Below are 23,994 nucleotides of genomic sequence, written 5' to 3'. Positions count from 1 at the left end.
AAACATATATTATTCTATTATCCCCCGTGGGGGCAAAATCATTTGTCTGCATTTGCACCTAGGCACTCCGCGATGGTCTGGCGCATAATCTCTGCAGGCGCAGCAAGCCCGGTCCAGTATTCAAAGGCATAAGCCCCCTGATACACGAACATCCCCAGTCCGCCGTGAACGGTGCAGCCCCGCTTCAGAGCCTCTTCCAGCAGCCGGGTGTGCAGCGGATTATAGATCAGGTCGCTTACAACCATCCCTGCATGCAGCCCGGACGGATCAATCGGCATCTCCTCCATATAAGGATACATACCGACCGATGTCGTATTGATTACGATATCCATCCCGCCGATTACGCCGGGAACAGCTTCCATTCCGGCCCCGGCTACCTGCCCTCTGCCGCTGAAGCCCGCGGCCAGCTGATGCGCCCGGTCCTCATTGCGGTTGGCAATCAGCACTGAAGCCGGCTGCTCCTTGAGCAGCGCCGAGACAATCCCTCTGGCCGCCCCGCCGGCTCCGATCACCAGAATACGGGAGCCAGCCAGCTCCGGTGCCGCCTCCGCCTTCAGCGAACGGACGTAGCCGATGCCGTCGGTGTTGAACCCGGTCAGGACCCCGTTGTCGTTCACAATGGTATTAACCGCGCCCACTTCCACCGCGCTTGCATCGAGCCGGTCCAGATATTCCATGACCGCCACCTTATGCGGAATCGTGACATTCATCCCGCGGAAGCCCAGGGTGCGGATAGCCTGCACCGCATCGCCCAGCTTATCCGGGGTGATATGGAGCGGGACATAAGCGCCGGGAAGTCCCAGCGCCCGGAGCGCCGCTCCATGCATTAACGGGGATTTGGACTGGGCGATCGGATCGCCCATTACACCCAGCAGAAGCTCCTGCTGCACCGCTTGCAGGCTCTGAACAGTCTCATTCATATCATCGTCCTCCTCAATGGATCAGATCAGCGAAGGACGGGTAAGCACCTTGACTCCGCGCGGCACATGGACGGCAACGACTGCACCGGTTGTGCCGTTCACCTTGATCCAGCCGAGGCCGGAGATGAACAGGTCCGTCTGCGCATTTTTGCCGATGCGGAATTCATGGCGCTGCCACGGCGGCAGCTTATCCATATCAGCGGTTCCCGGCGGGGATAACAGCTCCCCGCGGTGGTCCTGGTACAGGGAATCTGCCCGCTCCAGCTTCGTGCGGTGAATCTTTAGCGTACCGCTGATATAGCAGGTGAAGGACTGGCGCTCGCCCTGGATGAAGTCGAAGCGTCCCAGCCCGCCGAAGAACAGAGACTGGCCTTCGTTGAGCTGGTAGACCGCAGGCTTCAGCGGATTCTCCGGCATCACAGCGCCCAGATCCTTGCGCTCCACCAGCTCGCTGTACCGCCAAGGGTAGACGATTCCCGGCGTATCGATAATAAAGTGGCCGTCATCCAGCGGAATCTTGACCATATCCAGCGTGGTGCCCGGATAACGGGAGGTGGTCAGCTCTTCATCCAGGTCGCTGTAGTCCGAGATCAGCCGGTTGATCAGCGTCGATTTGCCGACATTGGTAGCTCCTACGACATAGACATCACGCTGTCCGCGCAGATCGGCAACGGTCTCCAGCAGCCGCTCGAAGCCCTGGTTGCGCTTCGCACTGACCAGAACAATCTCGGCCGTGCGCAGCCCGTGCTCCTTACAGCGCTGCTGCATCCAGTTGCGCAGCTTGTTCCAGTTCGTTACTTTGGGCAGCAGGTCGATTTTGTTGACGGCCAGAATGACCTGGTTGTTGCCGACAAACCGCTGCAGCCCGGAGATCAGACTGCCTTCGAGGTCAAAAATATCCACGATATGAATGACCAGCGCATTCTTCTCGCCCACTCCGCTCAGCAGCTTCAGGAATTCATCCTGATCCACCGATACCGAGGAGGCTTCATTGTAATTCTTGATCCGGAAACAGCGCTGGCAGATCACCGGCTCCCGTTCGAAGGCGCTCTCCGGGATATAACCGGGCTTCTCCTTGTCCTTGCTCTGAAGCTTAATCCCGCAGCCGCTGCATTTCTCCGGCCGCTGCGGTGCATTATTCGTTGAACTCATTAAGATTTATCCTCCTCATGCCACAATCCTTGCTTGCGCAGCCGCGTCAGGGCAATCTGCTCCACTCTGCGGTTGATCCTGGTGCCCAGCCCTTCATCCTTGACGGAGATCGGGAGCACCAGCACTGTGAATAATCCCAGGCGGTTGCCGCCGTAGACATCGGTAAGCATCTGGTCGCCGACCACAATCGTCTCCTCCGGTCCCAGGCCCATCAGCTTCATGGCCCGGAGGAACGGAGAGTTGCTCGGCTTGCGGGCCTGATGCACGAATTCGATATTCAGCGGTGTCGCAAAACGCGATACCCGGTCCATATTATTGTTGGAGACGATGACCAGCTTGAAGCCGATCTCCTTCACCTTCTCGAACCAGAGCAGCAGCTCGGGAGTCGCCAGCGGCGCCTTGGCACCGACCAGCGTATTATCCAGATCGGTAATGATTCCCCGGCAGCCCTGACGGTACAGCTCTTCCAGCGGAATATCAAACACCGTGTTGACCCGGAGTTTGGGAACTAACCTTTCAAACAATTCTTTTCACCTCATTTTTATACAGGAAACTTGTTGCCCGGATCTAATGGCTGTTAATAGGCAAAGGCTCCGGCCTGATCTATGCCGCTGCCTGGTCTTACCTTCGGACCTTCATGCTGTTTCGCAGCCGCAAAGATTCAGTATACACGCTGTGCCAGTCTTTGTCTTCAATAACCTCCGGACTGTAATTCGCCCGCTCGAACATCGCCAGCAGCGTAGCCAGAATCCCGGCAACCGCCGGACGTTCAGAGCTCCACCGGTCTACAGCTTCGCGCAGCGTCTCATGCTCTTCCTTCAGCATTCCCTTTCTGCGCATATACCTTACCCAGCGCTCTGTTTCTGCCACAACTTTGTGTGCGGGAGTCGGCTGGCGGCGGATACGCATACGCGAGATCAGGAACAGCAGTCTCATGCGCCGCTGCCAGATCAGGAATCCGCCCCAGATCAGGAGCAGCGCTGCCGCTGCCGCCACTGCCCAGTATCCGGGATGGAAGCTGCCGCCGTTATCCTTCTGAGCCGGTGTCGGCTGTACAGGCTGATCCTCTTCCGTCTCTGGAACCGCGGGCAGATCTGTGCTCTCTTCCCCGCTCTGCGCCAGTACAGGAACATCGAAGCCGGGTGTAGCCTCTACAGGAATCCACCCGTAATCACCAAAATAAATCTCGGCCCAGGAATGGGCATCTGCATTGGTAATCGTGTAGTTGTTATTTACATAACCGGCTGCGGCCTGCTGAAGCATTACGCTGTCCGGAATCTCGGCCTGCTCGCCAGGAGCATACCCCTTCACCCAGCGGGCCGGGATATCCAGAGACCGCGCCATGGTCACAAGGGCTGTGGAATAATAATCACAGTAGCCTTCCTGAATCTCGAACAGGAAGCTCTCAACCATGTCCTTGCTCCGGGCGCGGGAGGTATCCGGCTGGTTCGTATAAGGGAAGGTCGACTGCAGATATTGCTGCAGCAGGATCGTCTTCTCATAAGGCGTCTGCGCGCGGGCGGTAATCTCCTGGGCCAGCGCCTTGACCCGCTGCGGATAATTATCCGGGAGCTGGAGATACTTCGGATCAAAGTTACTGTCGCCATACAGCGACTGATAGGTCTCCTTGCTTAATTCCTGAAAAGGAATCACCGGCACCTCTGAAGTTACCACATAAGTCTGCGGGAACGGGCGCGTGTCGCCTGCAGAATTCCATAACAGCTCGCTGTCCTCGCTGCGCCACGACAATCCGCTGCTGCGTTCCTGCCCGTCAATAGAGTCTACTGCCGATATGGAGTAGCCGCCGAAGAGAACCGGATAGCTGTTGCCGCCTACAATATTGACAATCTGCTTCAAGGTCCGGGTCTCGGCTTTGAGTGCGGCGGTGCGTTCCAGCGGCTCGCCCACCTGAACCTGCCGGAGCTGGCCGCGTTCTGCTGAATTGTCGTCGGTCCAGCCTTTGCCCGAGTACACGCTGCGGGTCTCGCCCCGCATATAGGTACGCAGGTCGGATTGGACAGTCATCACCGGAGAGTAGTCGAAATTGAAGCCTCCGCCAAGATTATCGTCATTCAGGCTGTAGCCCGAGGTGGTTCCGCCGCTGCCCGTTCCGCCGCCTGCACTGTCACTGCCCCCGGAGGAGGTTCCGAGTGAGACCGACTTCCCGTTCCATTTCTGCCAGGCCGTATAAGGATCGGTTAGGGTTGGACGCACCCCCGGCATATTCACCCCGACGATAATCACCAGTGAGAAGATGATGGCTACATTCAGCACGACCTTCATCGGATACTTCAGCATATAGGTCCAGCCCCGGGGGTAATGCAGCTGGAAATTCCGCAGATGCCGGGTAACCAGCCAGCCCATGGCGGCGAACACCGTCCAGGCTACCTCCTGCCACAAGACCGCTGTTGTGAACGAATCCAGTGCAGCGAAGGCGGTAATATTCATGGCGACAAACATCAGCACCCGCGATTTGCTGTTCACCCACCACGCGCATACGAGCATCAGCAGCCAGGCACCCAGCGCGAACCAGATATACGGGTTCATCGCCAATGCCGTTTGCGACAGCCGCTCCGGCAGCGTAAGCAGCGATGGATCAGGGATATAGACTTCATATTTCAACAGGATGTCGTGCACAATGTAGAGGATTGCCGCCCCTTCGATTATAAGACGGTAGACCCTTTTGAACGGAAGAATGATCTCAATAATAACAACGATAAAAAGAGTTACAGCCACGGCAACGCTAGTCTGCTGCAGCCAGAAGGGCGCAGTGTACGAAACCCACTGTAAGGCGATGATGAGCAGCCATAACAGCGTCAGCCCGTGGTGCCAGGAAGATCGGATCGCTTGTCCCCACCGCTTCATCGGGCAGAATCACCTCCAAGCGCAGCAGGCAGCTCCTGAAGAGCGCTGATGCTGTAGCCGGTGACGCCATGGGAATGCAGAATATTCTGCCACTCCCCGGCGCGGTACTTCCCGGAAGAGTGAAGAACATGAATATGGGACGGGGTCATACCCCGGCTGTCCGCCCAGCGCAGGGTGTCCAGCACCTCGCGGCCGCTCTGCGGGCTGATCAGGACGAAGTACGCCCCTTTGGGGAGCATCCGCTCCACCTTCTCCAGCCTTGTAATCAGCGAGCCCCGTCCTTCTGCATTAATATCAATCAGATACTGGATCATCTTCTGGCGCTCGGCATTGCCTTCTGCCGGACTGAACACCTTGCTGTGCTTATCCAGGCAGCACAGGCCGATGCCGATCCGCTCCCGGACGCCGTAGCCGAGCAACGAGGCAGTAATGGATACCGCCAGCTCGAACTGGGCGGCGTTGTAGTAGCCGCTTGAGCTCCCGTCCAGCACCAGGATCGTTCTCGGAACCGATTCATGCTCGAATTCCTTGGACTTCCATTCGCCGGTCTTCGCCGTCGCATTCCAGTGGATGCGTGTCAGCCGGTCGCCGTAGACATAATCGCGGACCCCGTTGATCTGCGTGGTCTCCCGCCGTGACTGCAGCAAAGAGACCTGCGGCCCGGAGATGCGGGCCTTGCGCTCATACAGCTGCCAGCGCGGAACTACGACCGCCCGGGGCATCACCCGGAATTGTCCCTCCGCCTTGAAGGAGCCCTTATGCTCCATCAGACCAAAGATATCCTCGCTGAGAATATCCGTGTTCTCGAAGGTATAACGGCCCCGCTCCAGAGCCGGTGTCTGGAACAGCAGCTCTCCCCGTCCGCCCATATTGGGGATCAGACTCTCCTCGAAGACCCAGGATTCGCCGTTATGCCGCTTCAGGATCTCACGCACCACTACATAAGGCAGCGGCAGGAAGCCCGGAACAATCACCTCCAGCTTCACCCGCAGATGACCGCCGGCATAGAGCAGATCAGGCTTATCCTGCTCAGAGAAGAAGCTGCGTGTGCCTCTGGCCCGCCTCACCCCTTCAAGCCCGCCGATGAATAAATACAGAATTAATACGGATACCATGATAAATAACATGAATGACGTCTTGCCGCCCTGAAACAGTACATAGAACAGGGTGATGACCCAAATCGCAAGCACGCCCATGAACTTCCTCAGCTCGACAGCCGCCGCCGCGCGCGTAAGTAAGGCTCTCATCTTATTGCCTCATGGTGACAGGCACCTGGATGCCCTGCAAGAGCTTGTTCAGCAGCGAATCCATGCTGATATTGTCCAGGCGGGATTCCGGCCGCAGCAGAATACGGTGCCCCAGGACATACGGGGTGAGGGTCTTCACATCATCCGGCAGGACATAGTCGCGTTCCTGAATGAAAGCGTACGCCTTGCAGGCCATCATGAAAGAGAGCGAGGCCCGGGGACTTGCACCCAGCAGCACCTGCGGATGCACCCGTGTATGCCGCACTACGTCGAGCAGATAGCTCAGCACCGGATCGCTGATATAGATATCGCGGATCTCCTCCTGAATCGCAGCGATCGTATTCATGTCGGTCACCGGAGTCAGTCTGTCCACCGGCTGGCCCTGCTGATGGGTCATCAGCAGGCTTTTCTCCGTATCCGCATCAGGATAGCCCAGGCTGATCCGCAGCATGAAGCGGTCCAGCTGTGCCTCGGGAAGAGTATAGGTTCCCTCGAAATCGATCGGGTTCTGGGTCGCGCAGAGCATGAACGGATGAGGCAGCGGATAGGTCTCCCCGTCCACCGTAACATTGCGTTCCTCCATTACTTCAAGCAGTGCTGACTGGGTCTTGGTGGTCGCGCGGTTAATCTCATCGGCCAGCAGAATATTAGTCATAACCGGCCCGGGGCGGAAGTGGAACATTTCATCGCGGGGATGATACACCGACACACCGGTAATATCACTCGGAAGAATATCCGGGTTGCACTGAATCCGGCGGTACTCGCCGGACATGGAGCGGGAGAGCGCGCGGATGAGCTGGGTTTTGCCGGTACCGGGGACATCTTCAATGAGGACGTGGCCGCCTGCAAGCAGCGCGGTCAGCAGCAGTTCTATTTCAAAACGTTTACCAAGAATACAGGATTCCAGATTAGTGCGGACAGCCTTCATAATTTGCGTCGATTCTTGACGTACGGGCATATATGGTAAACCTCCTAAGTCAGAATAAGCCGTAATATATACATTTTACATGATAGGAGTACCCAAAGTACATGTTAGGCTGGCGATATCCCTGTAAAAGCCACAACAAACAGCAGCAAATCCCCGGGTGAAGGGAATTTGCTGCTGTACCCGCCGTAGATGATAGCCCTAATTATAATAGGAACCGCATCAACCGCATTAAACCTTGAATTTACCGATCTGCTCCTGAAGCTCTTCAGCGATGTTGGACAATGAAGCTGCCGAAGCAGAGATGCCTTCCATTGAAGCAAGCTGCTCCTCAGTCGCAGCCGATACATGTTCTGTTCCTGCTGCTCCATTCTCGGCTGCCGCCGAGATCTGCTTGATGAAGTTGACCACCTCGTCCGTGCTAGCGGACAATTGTTCAGAGCCGGCCGACACTTCTTCAATCTCTCCGGCCACCTGATTAACCGCAATCAGAATCTGCCCGAAGGAATCGCCGGCGCTGACGACCGCGTCCAGTCCCGCAGCGAATTCCCGGCTGTTCAGCGTTACCGCTTCAATGGCTGTGACGGTATCCGCCTGAATCGCTTCAATGCGCTCAGTAATCTGCTGTGCCGACCCGGCGGCCTGCTCTGCAAGCTTGCGGACTTCTCCTGCCACCACGGCAAAGCCCCGGCCCTGTTCCCCGGCACGCGCCGCTTCAATGGCGGCATTCAGAGCCAGAAGGTTAGTCTGGCGGGCGATGCCGGTAATGGCATTAACGATTTCACCAATCTCATTAGAGCGCTCGCCAAGCACGGACATCATATCGCCAAGCTCGGTTACGGACTGATTGACAGTATTCATCTGTGTTACGGCATCCTGTATCCGCTGATTGCCTTCCTCAGACTTACGGGCCGCTCCTTGCGCAGATGCGAAGACCGACTGGGCACGTACGGCAATCTGGTCTGCACCCACGGACATCTCTTCCATCGCCTGCGTCGATTTGGCCACCATATCGACCTGGAGTGCAGCTCCGCCGGCTACCTCCTGCATGGTCTCTGTGATCTGCCTGGAGGCCTGACTGCTCTGCTCCGCGCTCGCTGTCAATTCCTCCGAGGATGTAACCACAAGCTCGGTAGTTGCGTTAACCGATTGAATCAGGCTGCGGAGATTCTGTACCATCGCATTAAAAGCAAGGGAGAGCGTATACATCTCATCCCTGCTCTTCACGACGACAGCTTCACCCGTCAGGTCCCCGGCCGCAATCTGCTCCGCAGCGCGGCTGATCCGCAGTACAGGGCGGGAGAGGGAGTTCGACAGCAGGATGGAGATAACAATCGCTGCAACAATGGCTGCTGCACTGAAGAGGATGATGATCCGCTGTCCGGAGGAATAATTCTCCACCGCTTTATTATTCATCAGGGCAGCCCCGTTGTTATTAAGCTCGATCAGCTTTGTAATCGTATCATTCGCTTCATACCATTGCCCGTAGGCTTCTTTGTGCAGGGTATTGATCTTATCATAGTCTTGGGCTTTCCCGGCATTGATAATATCAGGCAGCTTGGCCAGATAGGCTGTGTACAGCTCAGTAAAGCTCTTATACATTTCCTTCTCCGCGTCTGAGCTGATAAGAGGCTCGTAGACTTTCAGGCCTTTATCCACCTTCGCGATCACATTATCATAGCTCTCTTGCACCTTCGCTCTTTCTGCCGGGTCCTGCTCAAGCACCAGATTCAGTGCCAGGCGTTCCACATCCGAGACATCTCCGTTCAGTATCCCCAGAATGGTAACGCTCGGCATCCAATGGGCATCAATCTCCTTGGAGGTATCCCCAAGCTTGTTCAGGCTGAGCAGAGAAACAGTGCTGCTGACAAACAACAGTGCGATGATAACAGCAAACGTTAGCATCAGCTTCATACGGATATTCAATTTCATCTCTACTCTCCCCCTCTTCATTTGCTTATGTATTCATTCTAATTCACAAGCCTAGAACTATATCGACAAAAGCTGACAAAACTTTAATACCCATTCCATTAATAATGCAAATAATGACTGTAAGGCCCGGATGGTTGAATACAGTTCAATATAAAAAAGGGTTGTCCCAGTGAGCCGTTACATGGCTCTTGGAACAACCCGTATATTCTTCGCTCCCCTTGCCTTACCCCTTCGGCCGCACCACTAATGCCGCCAGGAAGGAGAAGACAATCGCCGCCGAAATCCCTGCGCTCGTTACATCGAAGATCCCGGTGACGACCCCGACCCAGCCGTCGCGCTCCAGCTCCGTCAGTGCGCCGTGGACCAGAGAGTTACCGAAGCTGGTAATCGGGACGCTGGCTCCCGCCCCGGCGAATTTCACCAGCGGATCATAGATGCCGAAGGCATCGGCAGCCGCGCCGAGCACGACCAGCGTACTCATCGTATGGGCCGGAGTCAGCTTCAGCACATCGAACATCAGCTGGCCGATCACACAGATGGCCCCGCCCACGAGAAATGCCCATAAATAAATCATGCCTGTTCACCTCCGCTCTCCAGAGCCACCGCATGGGCTACGCACGGTATACTCTCTCCCTGCTGGTAGGACAGCGGCGAGAGCAGTGCTCCGGTTGCCACAATCAATACACGCTTCAGTTCGCCCTTCTTCATGCGTTTCATAATATGCCCGTAGGTCACTGTAGCCGAGCAACCCGCGCCGCTTCCGCCGGCAATGACGTATTTCTGCTTGTCCAGGTCGTACATCATGAGGCCGCAGTCATTGAAGACCGTCTCCTCCATCGGGATGCCTTCCTTCGCCAGCAGATCCTTGGCAATCGGCAAGCCGATCGAGGCGAGATCGCCGGTGACAATCAGATCATAGTGGCCGGGCGACAGCCCCGTATCCCGGAAATGCGCCGTAATCGTGTCTGCCGCAGCCGGAGCCATCGCGGTTCCCATATTGAACGGGTCCTTCAGCCCCAGGTCCATAATTCGGCCAAGGGTGGCGTGAACAATATACGGGCCTTGCACCGTTCCATCGTTGACTCCGACTACGGCGCAGCCTGAGCCGGTAACCGTGTACTGGGCGGTAGGGGGCTTCTGCGAGCCGTATTCGGTTGGGAAGCGGAACTGCTTCTCCACTGTACAGTTGTGGCTGGAGGTTCCGGCAAGCACCAGCTTCCCGCCGCCGGAATCAACAATCATCGCAGCGATGGACAGGGCCTCCATCGAGGTGGAGCAGGCGCCGAAGACGCCCAAGTAGGGAACGCCAAGCTGGCGTGCGGCGAAAGAGCTGCTGATAATCTGGTTCATCAGGTCGCCGCCGACAAAGAACTCCAGCTTGTCCTTATCCAGATTCGCATTCATCAGGGCCAGCTTGGCGGCCTTCTCGAACAAGGCCCGCTCGGCCTTCTCCCATGTCTTCTCGCCCATCTCAAGCGTGTCGTAAATGAAGTCGAAGCTTGAGGCCAGAGGACCTTCCCCTTCTTCCGGCCCAACAACTGCGGAGCTTCCAAGGATAACAGGACGGTTCGTGAATTCCCAGGTCTGACTGCCTAGCTGCTTCATCGGTTAATGTGCACCTCCCCAGCCCATCACGGCATATACGACCCCGACAATAAAAGCGGCAACCACCCCGAACACAATAACCGATCCCGCCAGCTTGAACATATTCCCGCCCACGCCGAGCACAAGCCCTTCGGCGCGGTGCTCCAGAGCAGCGGAGCACATGCTGTTGGCGAACCCGGTAACAGGCACTGCGCTGCCCGCTCCGCACCACTGGGCAAGCTTATCGTACACGCCGAAGCTGGTCAGTATAACCGAGAGCAGGATAAGGATGGCCACGGTCGGGCTCGCCGCCTCTCTGGAGGTCATATCAAAGATCGCCATGAACGCCTCCTGAATGCCTTGTCCGAGCACACAGATCAATCCTCCCGACAGGAAGGCACGGATACAATTCTTGAAGACCGGGCGGGATGGCACATAAGGCTTGGCCAATTCCTGATAAGACTTTGGTGTAAGGCCGTCGAGATTCAGCTTGACGCCTGATTTTTTGGTTTTTGCCGGCAATAGAGACACCTCCTGGACCTTGATACGAAAGGGAGCAGGCCGCCGGATGATCAGCTTCCCGTCCCTTCGTGATGCTTCATTGAAGTTTTCCTTATTGTTCACTTCAGAAGGCCCCGTTATGTCTCCCCTGTTCAGGAAAAATAAAACAGCACCAGAATCAGCAGCAGAAACAGCACCAGAATCAGTACCGCCTCATTCGGCTGCCGGTAGCGGCGGCGGTACCGCCCCGGAGCCGCCACCCTGCGGGGCGGTGCCTTGCTGAAGCCCGCCCGGGCGCCTGGCCTTACAACGTTCCCTGAGAGCCACATTCTTCTCGCTTCCTTTCCCGGCCCCTATGTGCAGAGCTCTTGCTGTATAGTATTCGTACAGCAGGCTACTGTGTTCGTTCGCCTATCCGACATGGACAACCGCGGCAACAATGTTCATACTAGAAGCTGTAAAGGAGCGATATGTATATGAATACAGAGACACTTGAGTTATTCAGAACCTTAACAGAATTCCCCTCGGCCCCGGGCTTCGAGCGCGAACTCCGCGCCTATGTCAAGGAAGCCATGACACCTTATACGGATGAATTCGTACAGGACCGCCTGGGCAGCCTGTTCGGCGTCCTGCGCGGGGAAGCGAACGGCCCGAAGATCATGGTCGCCGGCCATTTCGATGAAGTCGGCTTCATGGTCACTGGAATTACGGATAACGGAATGATCCGCTTCACGCCGCTGGGCGGATGGCTGGCTTCAGCGGTGACCTCGCAGCGGCTGCAGATTATTACGCCCAAGGGAACACTGAACGGCGTAGTCGGCAGCACGCCGATCCATCTGCTGAGCGCGGAGGAACGGAGCAAAGGCGGCGAGATCAGCAAGATGGTTCTAGACATCGGCGCGGACAGCCGCGAGGAAGCGCAGAGCTTCGGCGTAGCCCCCGGACAGCAGATCGTACCGGTCTGCCCGTTCACTCCGCTGGCCAATCCGAAGAAGATTATGGCCAAGGCCTGGGACAACCGCTACGGCGTTGGCCTCGCCATTGAACTGATGAAGGAGCTTCACGGCAAGCAGCTGCCGAATACCGTCTACGCCGGCGCCACTGTCCAGGAGGAAGTCGGACTGCGCGGCGCGCGGACATCGGCCAATCTGCTGGCGCCCGATATCTTCTTCGGGCTGGATGCCAGCGCGGCTGCGGATATGACCGGCGACCGGCAGGCTTTTGGCCAGCTGGGCCAGGGTGCATTGCTGCGCATCTTCGATCCGACGATGATTACCCACCGCGGGCTGATCGAATATGTTCAGGACACGGCGGATACCCACAAGATCAAGTACCAGTATTTCGTCTCTCAGGGCGGAACCGATGCCGGTCAGGTCCACGTCAGCGGAATCGGCATTCCGTCGGCAGTAATCGGCATCTGCTCGCGCTACATCCACACGGCCAGCTCCATCATCCACAGCGATGATTACGCGGCAGCCAAAGAGCTGCTGATCAAGCTGGTAGAAGGACTGGACCGTACCACCCTCCAGACGATTCTGGAGAACAGCTAATCCATCCCCTCACAAAAGAATCACAGACAAACAAACAGCCGCAGGGGGAGCTAATAGGCTTCCCTTGCGGCTGTTTTTCTATTATTCTATTTCAGCTGCGCATATTGCTCCATGGCGGACTGGTGAATCGGGTGCTCCGCAGCCAGGCCGGTCGCCTTCGTCAGCGCAGCTTCCGCACCCTCTGCGGCAATAGCAGCCTGAAGCTCTACCGCTTCCGGGTCATCGCTGGCCTTGAACAGCAGCGCGCCGGCCATGGAACGGGCCAGGGCTGTGTAGCTTAGCCCACGCTCATGGGCCTGGGTGGCAGGCGATACCAGACGGTCATTCGGCGACAGCTTGCGCAGCGGCGAACGGCCGACACGGGAGACCTCATCGGTCAGCGCCGGGTTGCGGAAGCGCTCCAGGATTTTATCGATATACTTGCTGTGCTCTGCCGCATCGAAGCCATGCTTCTGAACCAGCACCGCGCCGGTCTCCTCCAGCACCTCACGGACCTTGGCGGTCAGTGCTTCATCGGCCATTGCCTGCTGAATCGTCTCATAGCCCTGCAGGAATCCGAGATATGCCGCAGAACAGTGGCCGGTATTGACCGTGAACAGCTTGCGCTCAATGTACGGCTCCAGATTGTCAACGTAATGCACACCCTCAACCGGCGTATAGCCGGGAAGCATCTGTGAAGCGTCCACTACCCATTCATAGAACGGCTCCACCACCACCTTCAGGATATCCTCATGCTGCTGGAGCGGAACGATCCGGTCCACCGCCGCATTCGGGAAGGCTACAGAAGCCTCTGCCTTCTCGCGGGCAGCATCATCCAGCTTCGCATAGACCAGCTCCTTAAGCTGCGCGCTGCCGCCGATGGCATTCTCGCAGGCAATCACATGCAGCGGCGCGGAAGAGACCGCGATTCTCCGGCGGATGCCGTCGGCCACCGTGCCCGCGATGTGCTTCAGAATCGATACCCCGACAGCAGTTGTCACCAGATCCGCTTCCGCAATGGCTGCCGCCACCTCATCCGCATGGGTTACGCTGCTGAGGGCGGTTACGTTCTTCACGGTTACCGTCTCCTGCCCTTCGCTCGCCAGTGTGACCGGATACTCGCCGCGCTCCTGAAGCTGGGCCACGAACGCCTCATTAACATCCACGAAGGTCACCCGATACCCTGCCTGGGACAGCAGCAGCCCGATGAAGCCTCTGCCGATATTGCCTGCACCGAAATGGACCGCCTTCATCATTCCAGGCCTCCTTCGAAGATCGCAATCACCTCGGCAGGTGTCGAAGCATTCATAACCCGCTCAATGGCATCGTCTTCGGAGAAAATCATCGCCACGTTGGTGAGCACCTCCATATGCCCGTCACCCGCAGCTGCAATGCCGATCACCACGAACGCCGGCTCATCGCCGCCGAAATCCACGCCGTCCGGGAAGCGGAGGATGGACAAGCCTGTAGACTTGATAAAAGGCCGTGCCTCTTTGGTGCCGTGGGGAATCGCCAGCCCGCCGCCCATATAGGTGGATACCACTTCCTCGCGCTCCAGCATCTTCGGAACATATTCCTCCGTCACATGCCCTGCATCGACCAGCAGCTTGCCGGCCATGCGGATCGCCTCATATTTATCGTTCGCAGCTCCATGCATAATCACTTTATTCTCTGACAGTATACTCATAGGTTCTCTCCCGCTTTCATAGTTTATTGTGGTAGAAATGAAGCAGCTCCGAGGACAGGTAGCCCCGGATTTCTGTCTCTGTATGTTCCTCCAGCAGCTGGACCAGCTCGCTGTTCAGCAGCAGCGCGCTGATCTCGCTGAGCACCTCCAGACTCTCCTTGGACAGCCTGCGCGGAGCCAGCATCAGCAGAATGACTCTAACCTCTGTGTTGCCCTCCAGAATGACCGGCTGCTGCAGGCGGTACAGGGTCAGCGACGACAGATGGATATGGCTGCTCCGGGTATGAAAAAGCGCAAGCGCGGTGTCCGGAATCACCTGGCTAGTCATCCGCTCCCGCTCCAGCAGACGCTCCAGCACAATATCCGCATCGCCGATTACCCCGCTTCCCTCCAGCTTGTTCAGCATCGCCACTAAGGTGGCGGATAGATCCATGCCCTTGTTGTCCAGCGGATGGAACCGGAACCGCTCCAGCAGGCTGACGATTTCATCGAGGATCCGCTTGTAGCTCCTGAGCCGTTCAAGCGAAGCCTCACCCTGCTCCGGACGCTCCTGCTCGGCGGGCGGGGTGTGATCCTGCAGGCGCAGTGTAGTGTTCTGGATGTAGTTCAGCAGCTTCTCGATTTCGTCTGCGGTGAGCAGCGGGCTGATTTTGATATAACGGTCCTTGTCAATCGGCAGATCAATGGTCGAAATGATGAGATCGTAGTCCATATCAGGCAGCCGTGCCGCTTCATACCAGGCGATATTGCCGAGAACCTCAATCTGCGGCATCTCCTTGCTCAGCCGGGTAGCCAGCAGACGGGAGGAGCTGAGTCCGCTGGCACAGACCAGAATGGCGCGGACATTCCGCCTGAGCTGGCTGAGCCGCTCCATCGAAGCTCCGAAATGCATCACCAGGAAGCCAATCTCCTCGTCGGGAATCTCAAGCTCCAGCTGGATGTCCTCCACAGCGGCGCGGACAATATTGAACAGCGATTCATAATCACGGCGGATCGGCCCGAGCAGCGGATTGCGGATACGGGTGCCTTCGCGAATCCGCTTCAGAGCCGGATCAATATGCTCCAGCAGCCCTTCCCGCAGGGAGCGGTCACTCTGGAAGGGCAGCCCGGTTCGCTTGACCACACTCTCCGTCAGCTTATAGACAATCTCCATCAGCTCAACGTCGCCGTAGGCGAAGCCGGAGGATGAGAAGGAGTCCTGCACCCGGTCGAATAATCCGGCAATATACAGGACCTCTACCCGGGGAATGTCCAGGCCAAGCGCCGCTGCCAGCTGCTGGACGAACCGCTCGGCCCCGGCAATATTCCGGTGGTCCGACAATCTGGAATAGCCGGCTTCCTCGCTGCCGTCAATGGTGCGGCCGATTTCAATCCGCCGGGCAGTGACCGACAGGCTCAGCAGCATTTCCATGTAGACGATCTCCGGCAGCTCCGCCGTCCACTTCCACTCCATATCCCACAGGGTGTTCTCCACCTCCATGAGATTGGCCTTGCCTACAGTTGTCAGCAGCACGCGGAAGGCATGATTGCTCTCGGCCAGGGAGCCGTGACCGACCAGATCGGACAGGTCCAGATGCTCGGCGGCCAGCCGCCCGATCGCCCTGCGCTTATCAAGCTCGCTGCCGGTGATCTCGACGCCATACCCTCTGCGCCGGACCAGCTCCAGGCCGAACTTGCGGACCCACTGCTCCAATTCATCCAGGTCATAGCTGACGGAAGCCACTGTTACCTTGAGGGAATGGGCCAGGGTGAACAGCTTCACCGGCTCCTCCGCCTCCAGCAGAACGCATAGCTCATAGACCTTACGGTCCTCTCCGGAATAATCCGCCGGCTTCTCCTCCTGCAGATACAGGCGCAGCTCCGCAAGACCGGCCTCCGGGCCGTTCAGCTGGATGCCCTTGCCCGATTTGCGGATCAGCTTCAGACCGAACCGGTTCAGCACGGATTCAATGTCTTCCATCTCCCGGTGGACGGTTCTTACGCTGACACCAGTGGCCGCAGCGATCTCAGCGGCGGTGATCTCTTCACTGACGCCAAGCAGCAGCCACAGGATCTGGCGCTGCCTGGCGGTAATTTTCCTCATTTCCGCCAACCCTCCTCCTTATATCCGGGCAGAAACGGCTGTGCCGTCCTATAGGGGACGGCTTCCGTTTCAGCGGGAACTATAAGGATAAAGTATAGTGGAGCATTCTTACTGGTATAGGAGATAAACGCCGGCTTTGGGGGCCAGCGTCTCCTTATCTAACTTTATGCGTATATTCCAATTTTACACGTATGCCGATTACTTCAAACGTTCCACCAGTTCGTCGTATTTCGGGCTCTTCAGGAAGTTGTCGATCGAGATATGCTCGGCGTCCGGGTTGCGGGCAATCGCCCGGTCCGTCAGCGTCTTCTGGGTCACCACGATGTCGGCGTCCGCAGGAATCTCACTGACTGCAGAGTTCACCACCGTAATATTCACCCCTGCGTTCTGCAGCTTCTTTCTCAGAACCGAGGCCCCCATGGCGCTGGAGCCCATGCCTGCATCGCAGGCGAAGACAATTTTGTGGACACTGTCTTTGTTACGGATATTAGAAGCTACGTTCGCGGCAGCAGCGGTCTGGGCTGCAGCACCGGCAGATTTCATGTCTCTCATTCTTGCTTCTGCTGCTTCCAGATCAATCTCTTCCTCATCATTCTTTTTCACCGACTTCAGCAGCAGAGACGCGAGCAGGAAGGATACCACGGTAGCCACGATCACACCGGCCAGCATCGGGAGATAACCGCCCTTAGGCGTCATGGCGAAGTAAGCAATAATACTGCCTGGGGAAGGAGAGGCCGTAAGCCCTGCGCCCAGCATCTGGAAGGTGAAGGTACCGGACATCCCGCCGCCGATAACCGCCAGAATCAGACGCGGATTCATCAGGATGTAAGGGAAGTAGATCTCATGAATCCCGCCCAGGAAGTGAATGATTATAGCACCCGGTGCAGAGGACTTCGCCGAGCCTTTGCCGACCAGCCAGTAAGCCAGCAGGATTCCAAGACCAGGACCCGGGTTCGATTCAAGCATGAACAGAATGGATTTGCCGATTCTCTGAGACTCTTCAAGTGCGATCGGTCCCAGTACACCGTGGTTGATGGCGTTATTCAGGAACAGCACCTTGGCCGGCTCAATGATAATGTTGATGAGCGGCAGCAGGTTGTGGTTAACCAAGAATTCAACGCCGTTCGAGAGAATATTGGTCAAGCCTTGAACCAGCGGTCCAACTCCCTTTAGCGCTCCAAGTGTCAAGGCGCCGCCGATGATACCCAGCGAGAAGTTGTTGACCAGCATTTCGAACCCGGCTCTGATTTTGCCGTCCACTGCTCTGTCGAACTGCTTCAGAACCCAGGCCGCCAGCGGACCAACAATCATCGCGCCGAGGAACATTGGAATCGTGCTCCCGACGATAACCCCCATGGTTACCAGCGCGCCGATGACTGCCCCGCGTTTGCCGTGAACCATCTGTCCGCCGGTATAACCGATCAAGAGCGGAAGCAGATAAGTAATGATTGGACTTACCAGAGCGGCAAGACTTTCATTGGGATACCAGCCGGTTGGAATGAATAATGCTGTAATTAATCCCCAGGCGATAAAAGCGCCGATATTCGGCATTACCATACCGCTGAGCATACGTCCGAATTGTTGAACCCTCACCCGTGCACCGCCGGATGAAGCTTGCTTCGTTGCCGTTGTGGCCATTTAAGATGCCCCCTTAATATAATGAATGGGAACCTGCCCCCTTGCTCTATCCGAAGGTGATTTCCCTGTGAACACATCGTAATTCAAAGCGCTTTCTTTGTCATCAAATTGAAAACACGGTTTCGGCAGGAACGTTGTTGACAACATTTAAGAGCTCCTGCCAAGGGGCTTAAGTCCGTTATCCGCCTTGCTCCCATCGGCCTAAAAGCTTCTCTATAGGATGCACAAATTCACGTATATTATCATCTAAGTCTTAGGAAGCCTGTCAGGAACAGAATCAACCTGCGGATGGATGCTGTATCGGACCCAAACATTTTACGCCAGAAAATTGTATTCGGTTTTTCGCATACATTCGGCTCACGCACCTTCAACTAGCACATTGTATTCGGTTTTTCGCATACATTCGGCTCGCGCACCTTCAACTAGCATATTGTATTCGATTTTTCGCATACATTTGGCTCACGCTACCTCAACTAGCACATTGTATTCGGTTTTTCGCATACATTCGGCTCGCCACCTTAGCAGCCTCATAGCATAGGCTCCTGCATGGCAAAAAGGCCGCCTCCAGAGCGGAGACAGCCTTTTTGCCATACTGCATCATATTCAAATCATATCAAGCGGAACCTTCCATGACGGATGCGGAAAAGCATCGTCCAGCTGCCACAGCTCATCCTCCGTCAGCACCAGCCTTCCGGCGGCCGCATTCTCCTCCACGTGGGCAGGAGAGCCGGCCTTGGGAATCGCCAGGACATCGGCATCGCGGATGCTCCAGGCCAGCAGCACCTGCAGCGGCGACGCCCCATGGCTGCGGGCAATCTGCTGCACGGCTTCATTGTCCGTCAGCCCTTTGCGGAGGCTTCCGGCCTGCGCCAGCGGAGAATAGGCCATAACCGGAATCTGATGGCCTCTCAGCCACGGCAAGAGATCATGCTCAATGCCTCTGGAGCCGAGATGATAGAGCACCTGATTCACGGCGCAATGGTCACCGCCCGGAATACTGAGCAGCTCCTGCATGTCCGCGGTATCGAGGTTGGATACGCCCCAGCGGAGGATTTTGCCCGAGGCCACCAGCGCTTCCATCCCTTCCACCGTCTCCTGCAGCGGAATGCTTCCCCGCCAGTGCAGAAGATACAGGTCGAGATGATCTGTGCCCAGCCGCTTCAGGCTTGCCTCGCAGCTGCTGACCAGCTTCCCGCCACCCGCGTTGTGCGGATACACCTTGGAGACCAGGAAGACCTCGTCCCGGATGCCCCGCAGCGCTTCGCCGACCAGCTCCTCGGAGCGGCCTTCCCCGTACATCTCAGCCGTATCAATCAGATTCATTCCCAGCTCCACACCCCGGCGCAATGCAGCTAGCTCTTCCGCCCGCTTGGACGGCTGCTCGCCCATCTGCCAGGTTCCCTGCCCCAGCCGGGGCAGCTCTGTTCCGTCCTTCAGGCGGACCGTCTCCGATACAGATCTGCTCATATGTGATAAGTCTCCTTATAAGAATAATGTTCTTACTTACTATACTTACCATATTCATGGTAGCAAAACATCCGTTAAGTGTCTAACTCGGTAACGTTTCCGCCGGGAACAGCCAATCAGCCGATTAGCTTCAATCCGGCAACCGCGCCGAGAATCAGCACGATGCAGAAGATGCGCCGCGGATCGCGGGCTTCCCCATAGAAGAGCATTCCCAGGACTGCGCCCCCGGACGCGCCGATTCCGGTCCAGATCGCATAGGCGATTCCCATCGGCAGGGTCTCCATCGCCAGCGACAGCAGCAGGAAGCTTGCGCCGAAGCCCAGCAGGAGCAGACACACAGACTGCCAGTTGCGGTGCTTGTGCAGCCTGCCGATCATTGCGACCCCGAACATTTCACATATACCGGCAGCAATCAGCATCACCCATGCCATATCAGTTCAGCTCCTTTGCTTGCTCCGTTGCAGCCTGGGCCGGAGTCACCAGCTTCAGGCCGATGACCCCAACCAGCAGCAGGATAATCAGCAGCAGCTTCAGCGGATGCAGCGGCTCCCCGAACAGAAGAGCGCCGGACAGGACCGTACCTGCCGTTCCAAGTCCCACGAACACGGCGTAGACTGTGCCGACCGGCAGTCGGCTGCTGGCCCGGATCAGGGCGTAGAAGCTGATCAGTATCGCTATTGCCGTAACTGCCCATTCCCAGGGAGCCGCAGCATGCTTCAGCCCGACGACCCAGATGACCTCGAAGCAGGCCGCGCCAAAGATCATCAGCCATTCTTTAGTATCCGTGCTGCCGGTTGTCATTCTATTCCTGTTCATCCCGTTCTCCCTTCATCTGATAAAAAATGAAGCCCGGAAGGTTACCGTCGTGATGACGATACCTCCCGGGCTTTTGTCCCTCCGTGTTACACAGATTAGCTTCATCCGTGTGTTCTCTCTCGGACCAGGCCAGCGGTGTGTACCTGCTGCGGAACCCTAGAAAACTATGAACTGCTTATGAAATTACATCGTATGTTAGCAAATTACGCTGCCAAAAGCAACCCTGAATCCGCCGGAGCACCGGAAGCAGAAGCCGGATACTGCTGCCATACCGCTTGGCTGATCTGTTCTACTCCTGCCCGGCCAGCCTGTTCAGCTCCTGCAGATCCGCTGCCAGATCTGCTTCAGTATACTTGCCCTGGCCGAAGCCAATCATCGCCCGCAGCGGCATGTATTTCATCATGGCCAGCAGCATCTCGGGATTGTCACCCAGCGCATCGTCCAGCCCGAACACACTGCTGAAGCTCTTCGCCTTCTCCTCGGTCAGCGGATTCGCCAGCAGATCGCCGACGGTAGTGTTGCGGTGGAACCGGCCCTGCACCTTGACGGTCGACTCTACTTCAAGCTCTGCGCTGAGACGGATATCGCGGGAGGACGAGCCTACGGCAATCTGGAACTGGCCGCTCTCCACATGCCAGTCGCCCAGCTGCACATTATAATAAGCGAACGAGCGCTTATCCAGCGTGAAGGTGACGACGCGTTCTTCTCCCGGCTGCAGTTCAATCTTGGCGAAGCCCTTCAGCTCCTGCAGCGGACGGATCACACTGCTCTCCACATCGCTGACATAGAGCTGCACGACCTCCTTGCCGGCTCTGCTGCCGGTATTCTTGACGGTAACCGATACCTGCACAGTGTCCGTATCCTGAATCCGCGTCTGGTCGAGCAGCAGGCTGCTGTATTCGAACTGCGTGTAGCTGAGGCCGAAGCCGAACGGGAAGAGCGGCTCGATTTCTTTTTTGTCATAATAGCGGTAGCCTACGAACAAGCCTTCCTTATACTCCACCGTATCGCCCTCACCCGGGAAGTTCAGGAATGACGGATTGTCGCTCAGCTTCATCGGGAAGGTCTCCGCCAGCTTGCCGCTGGGACTGACCTCGCCGAAGAGCAGATCGGCAACTGCGCCGCCGAAGGCCTGGCCGCCCAGATACCCTTCCAGTACAGCCTTCGCCTGAGGAAGCCAAGGCATCTCCACCGGCGAGCCGTTGCTCAGCACCACGATAATTTCGCTCTGCACAGCAGCCACGGCTTCAAGCAGCGCCTGATGGCTGGCCGGAAGCTGCAGATGGCTGCGGTCATAGCCCTCCGATTCGTAGCGGTCAGGCAGGCCAAGGAACAGCACGGCTGCATCTGCCTTAGCTGCCGTATCACAGGCTTCGCGCAGCAGATCAGCGCTTGTATCATCGTTCTCCAGCTCATACCCCCGGGCATACGTGAAGCTGGCCGAAGTCCCGGCAACGGCTTGCAGTTCCTCGAACGCATCATCCATCCGGCTCGGATTCACATGCGAGCTGCCGCCGCCCTGGTAACGCGGCTTCCGGGCGAATTCGCCGATGACGGCAATCCGGCCGCTCCCCGCCAGAGGCAGAATGCCGTCTTCATTCTTCAGCAGCACCATGCTCTCCCGGGCCACCTCGCGTGCAAGCTGATGATGCTTCTCTACATCGAAGACCGCTTGCGGATTGCGGTTTTCTACGCTTTTGAAGATGAAGCTCAGCATCCGCTCCACCGCCAGATCCAATGTCTCCACCGGCAGCTCGCCGCTGTTCACCGCGTCCACAATCTTGGCGTCGCCGATTCCGCCGCTGGACGGCATCTCCAGCTCAAGTCCGGCCTTCAGCGCCTCCACGCGCTCATTGACCGCTCCCCAGTCGGACATGACGAACCCTTCGAATCCCCATTCATCGCGCAGTATCCGGGTCATCAGCCGGTGGCTCTCGGAGGCATACTCCCCGTTCACCTGGTTATAAGAGCTCATTACACTCCAGGGCTGGCTCTGCTTCACGGTGCCCTCGAAGCTGGCGAGATAGATCTCGCAGAGCGTCCGTTCATCGATAACCGCATCCACCGACATGCGGCGGTGCTCCTGGTTATTGGCGGCAAAATGCTTCAGCGACGTCCCCACGCCCTGGCTCTGCACACCCTTCACATGGCTTGCAGCCATCTCCGAGGCCAGGAACGGGTCCTCCGAGAAATATTCAAAATTCCGGCCATTCAGCGGGGAGCGCTTGATATTATTGCCCGGCCCGAGCAGAACGGCGACATTCTCCACCTGGCATTCCGTTCCCAGCGCCTCGCCCACCCGGTAGATCAGGTCGCGGTCCCACGAGGAGGCCAGTCCGGCCGCTGACGGGAAGCAGGTTGCCGGTACACTGTCGTTCAGGCCAAGATGGTCTGCGCTGCCCTGCTGCTTGCGGAGCCCGTGGGGACCGTCGGTGACCATCACTGAGGGAATGCCCAGACGTTCAATACCCTTGGTGTTCCAGAAATCAAGTCCCGAGCAGAGCCCGGCCTTCTCTTCCAATGTCATCTGTGAAATCAGGTTACGAATCTCCGTTATGTCCTTAGCCATCTTGCAGTCCTCCTAAAGAATGCGTTTTCTTGTCTTCATTCTATACGACACGCGCGGCCAATTATGGTATTATAATACGATCTTTGGTACTCTAAGTAGATAAGTGGAAAGGCTTTGCCGTCATTTTTAAAGGACGGTACCGTTTCGGCTCTGTTACATTTCAATGTTGATTTATGACCAAAAGAGAACCGCCTGAACGGCGGTTCTGGACCATTAATCCTTACCTATTCTGGTTTTGCTAACCATCGGGTTACTCTTTCAACCATTTCTTGTTGTAAATTCTTTGTATTCGCAGTATCTTGTTGAACCAATTTCAAATATTTTTTGGGAAACATTTTTTTCAGAGAAGACTGATACATATCACCGTCTTGAGGTTGTATGTATTCAGTAACAGAAAACTTCTCTCCATTTTTACTTAACTGAATTACGGCAGGAAGTGAATGCCCCTCTTGAAATTCTGTTCCAGTCGATTTATTAAAGCCACCATAATAAGACCACATATAGACGGTTATTACCCCGTCCGATTCATTTATGCCATACACTTTGTGGATTTCAAATTGCTTTTCTGTTTTATGATGTGAGGATGAAGACATTTGAATAATGTAATCAGAAATGACTTCATTCATTTCTTTGGTTACATACGTATCCCCGTCTTGTAAGTTAACCGCATTCCCACTACAACCAGCTAATAATAATGCTCCAAATAATATAAATAAAATTCTCGATTTGATATTGTTCATCAAAAGTCTCATTCCTCCCAGTGTATAACGTTTTAAAGTACGTTATATAACGGAACCGAGTCAAACAATGTTGCAAATATTTGGTTGCTACACCACTGAAGCGGTCCATCCATTTCTTCAAACGAATGTGATATCGGTAGTGAGCTAAGCCTTTAGCACTCGCATAGGAGCTGAATGCCCGCCAAGCATACGCCCAAGAACACCTGAGTAGGCCGTCTACTGACGGTCTCGGGCGACGAGGACACATATCTGATCTTCGCTGTCATTTGTTCGCTCCTTTGTTCGCAATTAATTAAATATCAACATTAAGATTTAACAAAGCCATATTTTTAAAGAAGG

At 56.3% G+C, this 23,994-nt stretch carries 21 protein-coding genes, 1 pseudogene and 1 riboswitch; of the genes and pseudogenes, 1 reads left to right on the top strand and 21 read right to left on the bottom strand.

Features of this window, described 5'->3' with window-relative positions:
• Positions 1-38: 38 nt before the first annotated feature.
• The 11 genes from aroE to MHI24_RS24115 form a co-directional block, all read right to left on the bottom strand.
• Entirely contained in the window at positions 39-920 is an 882-nt protein-coding gene (gene aroE, locus MHI24_RS24165; RefSeq protein ID WP_340022061.1) for a shikimate dehydrogenase, read from the bottom strand.
• 21 nt (positions 921-941) lie between these two features.
• Complete coding sequence (gene yqeH / locus MHI24_RS24160) at positions 942-2,072, bottom strand: ribosome biogenesis GTPase YqeH (RefSeq protein ID WP_340022060.1); 1,131 nt, start codon at positions 2,070-2,072, stop codon at positions 942-944.
• A complete protein-coding gene (locus tag MHI24_RS24155; protein ID WP_340022059.1) occupies positions 2,072-2,596 on the bottom strand; it encodes a YqeG family HAD IIIA-type phosphatase in 525 nt (174 codons plus the stop codon). Before MHI24_RS24155 ends, yqeH begins: the two co-directional genes overlap by 1 nt.
• Positions 2,597-2,693: 97 nt before the next feature.
• Complete coding sequence (locus tag MHI24_RS24150) at positions 2,694-4,937, bottom strand: transglutaminase domain-containing protein (protein WP_340022058.1); 2,244 nt, start codon at positions 4,935-4,937, stop codon at positions 2,694-2,696.
• The gene (locus tag MHI24_RS24145) at positions 4,934-6,184 is read right to left on the bottom strand and encodes a DUF58 domain-containing protein (RefSeq protein ID WP_340022057.1); all 1,251 of its coding nucleotides are present in this window, start codon (positions 6,182-6,184) and stop codon (positions 4,934-4,936) included. The genes MHI24_RS24150 and MHI24_RS24145 overlap by 4 nt, the downstream gene beginning before the upstream one ends.
• A gap of 1 nt (position 6,185) precedes the next feature.
• On the bottom strand, positions 6,186-7,142 hold the full coding sequence (locus MHI24_RS24140) for a MoxR family ATPase (RefSeq protein WP_340022056.1): 957 nt from the start codon (positions 7,140-7,142) through the stop codon (positions 6,186-6,188).
• Positions 7,143-7,340: 198 nt separating this feature from the next.
• The gene (locus MHI24_RS24135; RefSeq protein ID WP_340022055.1) at positions 7,341-9,041 is read right to left on the bottom strand and encodes a methyl-accepting chemotaxis protein; all 1,701 of its coding nucleotides are present in this window, start codon (positions 9,039-9,041) and stop codon (positions 7,341-7,343) included.
• 223 nt (positions 9,042-9,264) lie between these two features.
• On the bottom strand, positions 9,265-9,615 hold the full coding sequence (gene spoVAE / locus MHI24_RS24130; protein WP_238655291.1) for a stage V sporulation protein AE: 351 nt from the start codon (positions 9,613-9,615) through the stop codon (positions 9,265-9,267).
• Complete coding sequence (gene spoVAD / locus MHI24_RS24125) at positions 9,612-10,646, bottom strand: stage V sporulation protein AD (protein WP_340022054.1); 1,035 nt, start codon at positions 10,644-10,646, stop codon at positions 9,612-9,614. The genes spoVAE and spoVAD overlap by 4 nt, the downstream gene beginning before the upstream one ends.
• A gap of 3 nt (positions 10,647-10,649) precedes the next feature.
• The gene (spoVAC, locus tag MHI24_RS24120) at positions 10,650-11,147 is read right to left on the bottom strand and encodes a stage V sporulation protein AC (protein WP_340026770.1); all 498 of its coding nucleotides are present in this window, start codon (positions 11,145-11,147) and stop codon (positions 10,650-10,652) included.
• 131 nt (positions 11,148-11,278) lie between these two features.
• Positions 11,279-11,455: a hypothetical protein gene (locus MHI24_RS24115; protein ID WP_340022053.1), complete on the bottom strand. Its 177-nt coding sequence runs from the start codon at positions 11,453-11,455 to the stop codon at positions 11,279-11,281.
• 147 nt (positions 11,456-11,602) lie between these two features.
• Here MHI24_RS24115 and MHI24_RS24110 point away from each other — a divergent pair, with 147 nt between their 5' ends.
• Complete coding sequence (locus MHI24_RS24110; protein WP_340022052.1) at positions 11,603-12,676, top strand: M42 family metallopeptidase; 1,074 nt, start codon at positions 11,603-11,605, stop codon at positions 12,674-12,676.
• An 86-nt stretch (positions 12,677-12,762) separates the two neighbouring features.
• On the opposite strand, the gene MHI24_RS24105 is transcribed toward MHI24_RS24110, so the two are convergent.
• From MHI24_RS24105 to MHI24_RS24060, 10 genes and pseudogenes are all read right to left on the bottom strand, one after another.
• A complete protein-coding gene (locus MHI24_RS24105) occupies positions 12,763-13,908 on the bottom strand; it encodes a mannitol-1-phosphate 5-dehydrogenase (RefSeq protein WP_340026769.1) in 1,146 nt (381 codons plus the stop codon).
• Entirely contained in the window at positions 13,908-14,342 is a 435-nt protein-coding gene (locus tag MHI24_RS24100; protein ID WP_340022051.1) for a PTS sugar transporter subunit IIA, read from the bottom strand. The genes MHI24_RS24105 and MHI24_RS24100 overlap by 1 nt, the downstream gene beginning before the upstream one ends.
• Before the next feature lie 16 nt (positions 14,343-14,358).
• The gene (locus tag MHI24_RS24095) at positions 14,359-16,425 is read right to left on the bottom strand and encodes a BglG family transcription antiterminator (RefSeq protein WP_340022050.1); all 2,067 of its coding nucleotides are present in this window, start codon (positions 16,423-16,425) and stop codon (positions 14,359-14,361) included.
• Positions 16,426-16,623: 198 nt separating this feature from the next.
• Positions 16,624-18,063: a PTS mannitol transporter subunit IICB gene (locus MHI24_RS24090; RefSeq protein ID WP_340022049.1), complete on the bottom strand. Its 1,440-nt coding sequence runs from the start codon at positions 18,061-18,063 to the stop codon at positions 16,624-16,626.
• Positions 18,064-18,666: 603 nt separating this feature from the next.
• A complete protein-coding gene (locus MHI24_RS24085; protein ID WP_340022048.1) occupies positions 18,667-19,530 on the bottom strand; it encodes an aldo/keto reductase in 864 nt (287 codons plus the stop codon).
• A gap of 116 nt (positions 19,531-19,646) precedes the next feature.
• Positions 19,647-19,961 (bottom strand): multidrug efflux SMR transporter, encoded by a 315-nt coding sequence (locus tag MHI24_RS24080; RefSeq protein ID WP_340022047.1) that lies wholly within the window; start codon positions 19,959-19,961, stop codon positions 19,647-19,649.
• A 1-nt stretch (position 19,962) separates the two neighbouring features.
• Positions 19,963-20,346 carry a multidrug efflux SMR transporter gene (locus MHI24_RS24075; RefSeq protein ID WP_340022046.1) on the bottom strand — a complete coding sequence of 128 codons (384 nt, stop codon included), beginning with the start codon at positions 20,344-20,346 and terminating at the stop codon, positions 19,963-19,965.
• Positions 20,347-20,406: 60 nt separating this feature from the next.
• A riboswitch (guanidine-I (ykkC/yxkD leader) is annotated at positions 20,407-20,517 on the bottom strand.
• Positions 20,518-20,635: 118 nt separating this feature from the next.
• Positions 20,636-22,915 carry a glycoside hydrolase family 3 C-terminal domain-containing protein gene (locus MHI24_RS24070; RefSeq protein ID WP_340022045.1) on the bottom strand — a complete coding sequence of 760 codons (2,280 nt, stop codon included), beginning with the start codon at positions 22,913-22,915 and terminating at the stop codon, positions 20,636-20,638.
• Positions 22,916-23,139: 224 nt separating this feature from the next.
• Entirely contained in the window at positions 23,140-23,655 is a 516-nt protein-coding gene (locus MHI24_RS24065; protein WP_340022044.1) for a hypothetical protein, read from the bottom strand.
• A 43-nt stretch (positions 23,656-23,698) separates the two neighbouring features.
• A pseudogene (locus MHI24_RS24060) lies at positions 23,699-23,916 on the bottom strand (IS1595 family transposase); the annotation flags it as partial.
• Positions 23,917-23,994 lie beyond the last annotated feature (78 nt).

This window comes from Paenibacillus sp. FSL K6-1096, assembly GCF_037977055.1.
Taxonomy (GTDB): Bacteria; Bacillota; Bacilli; order Paenibacillales; family Paenibacillaceae; genus Paenibacillus_AQ.
This window is presented reverse-complemented; position numbering and strand designations above follow the sequence as displayed.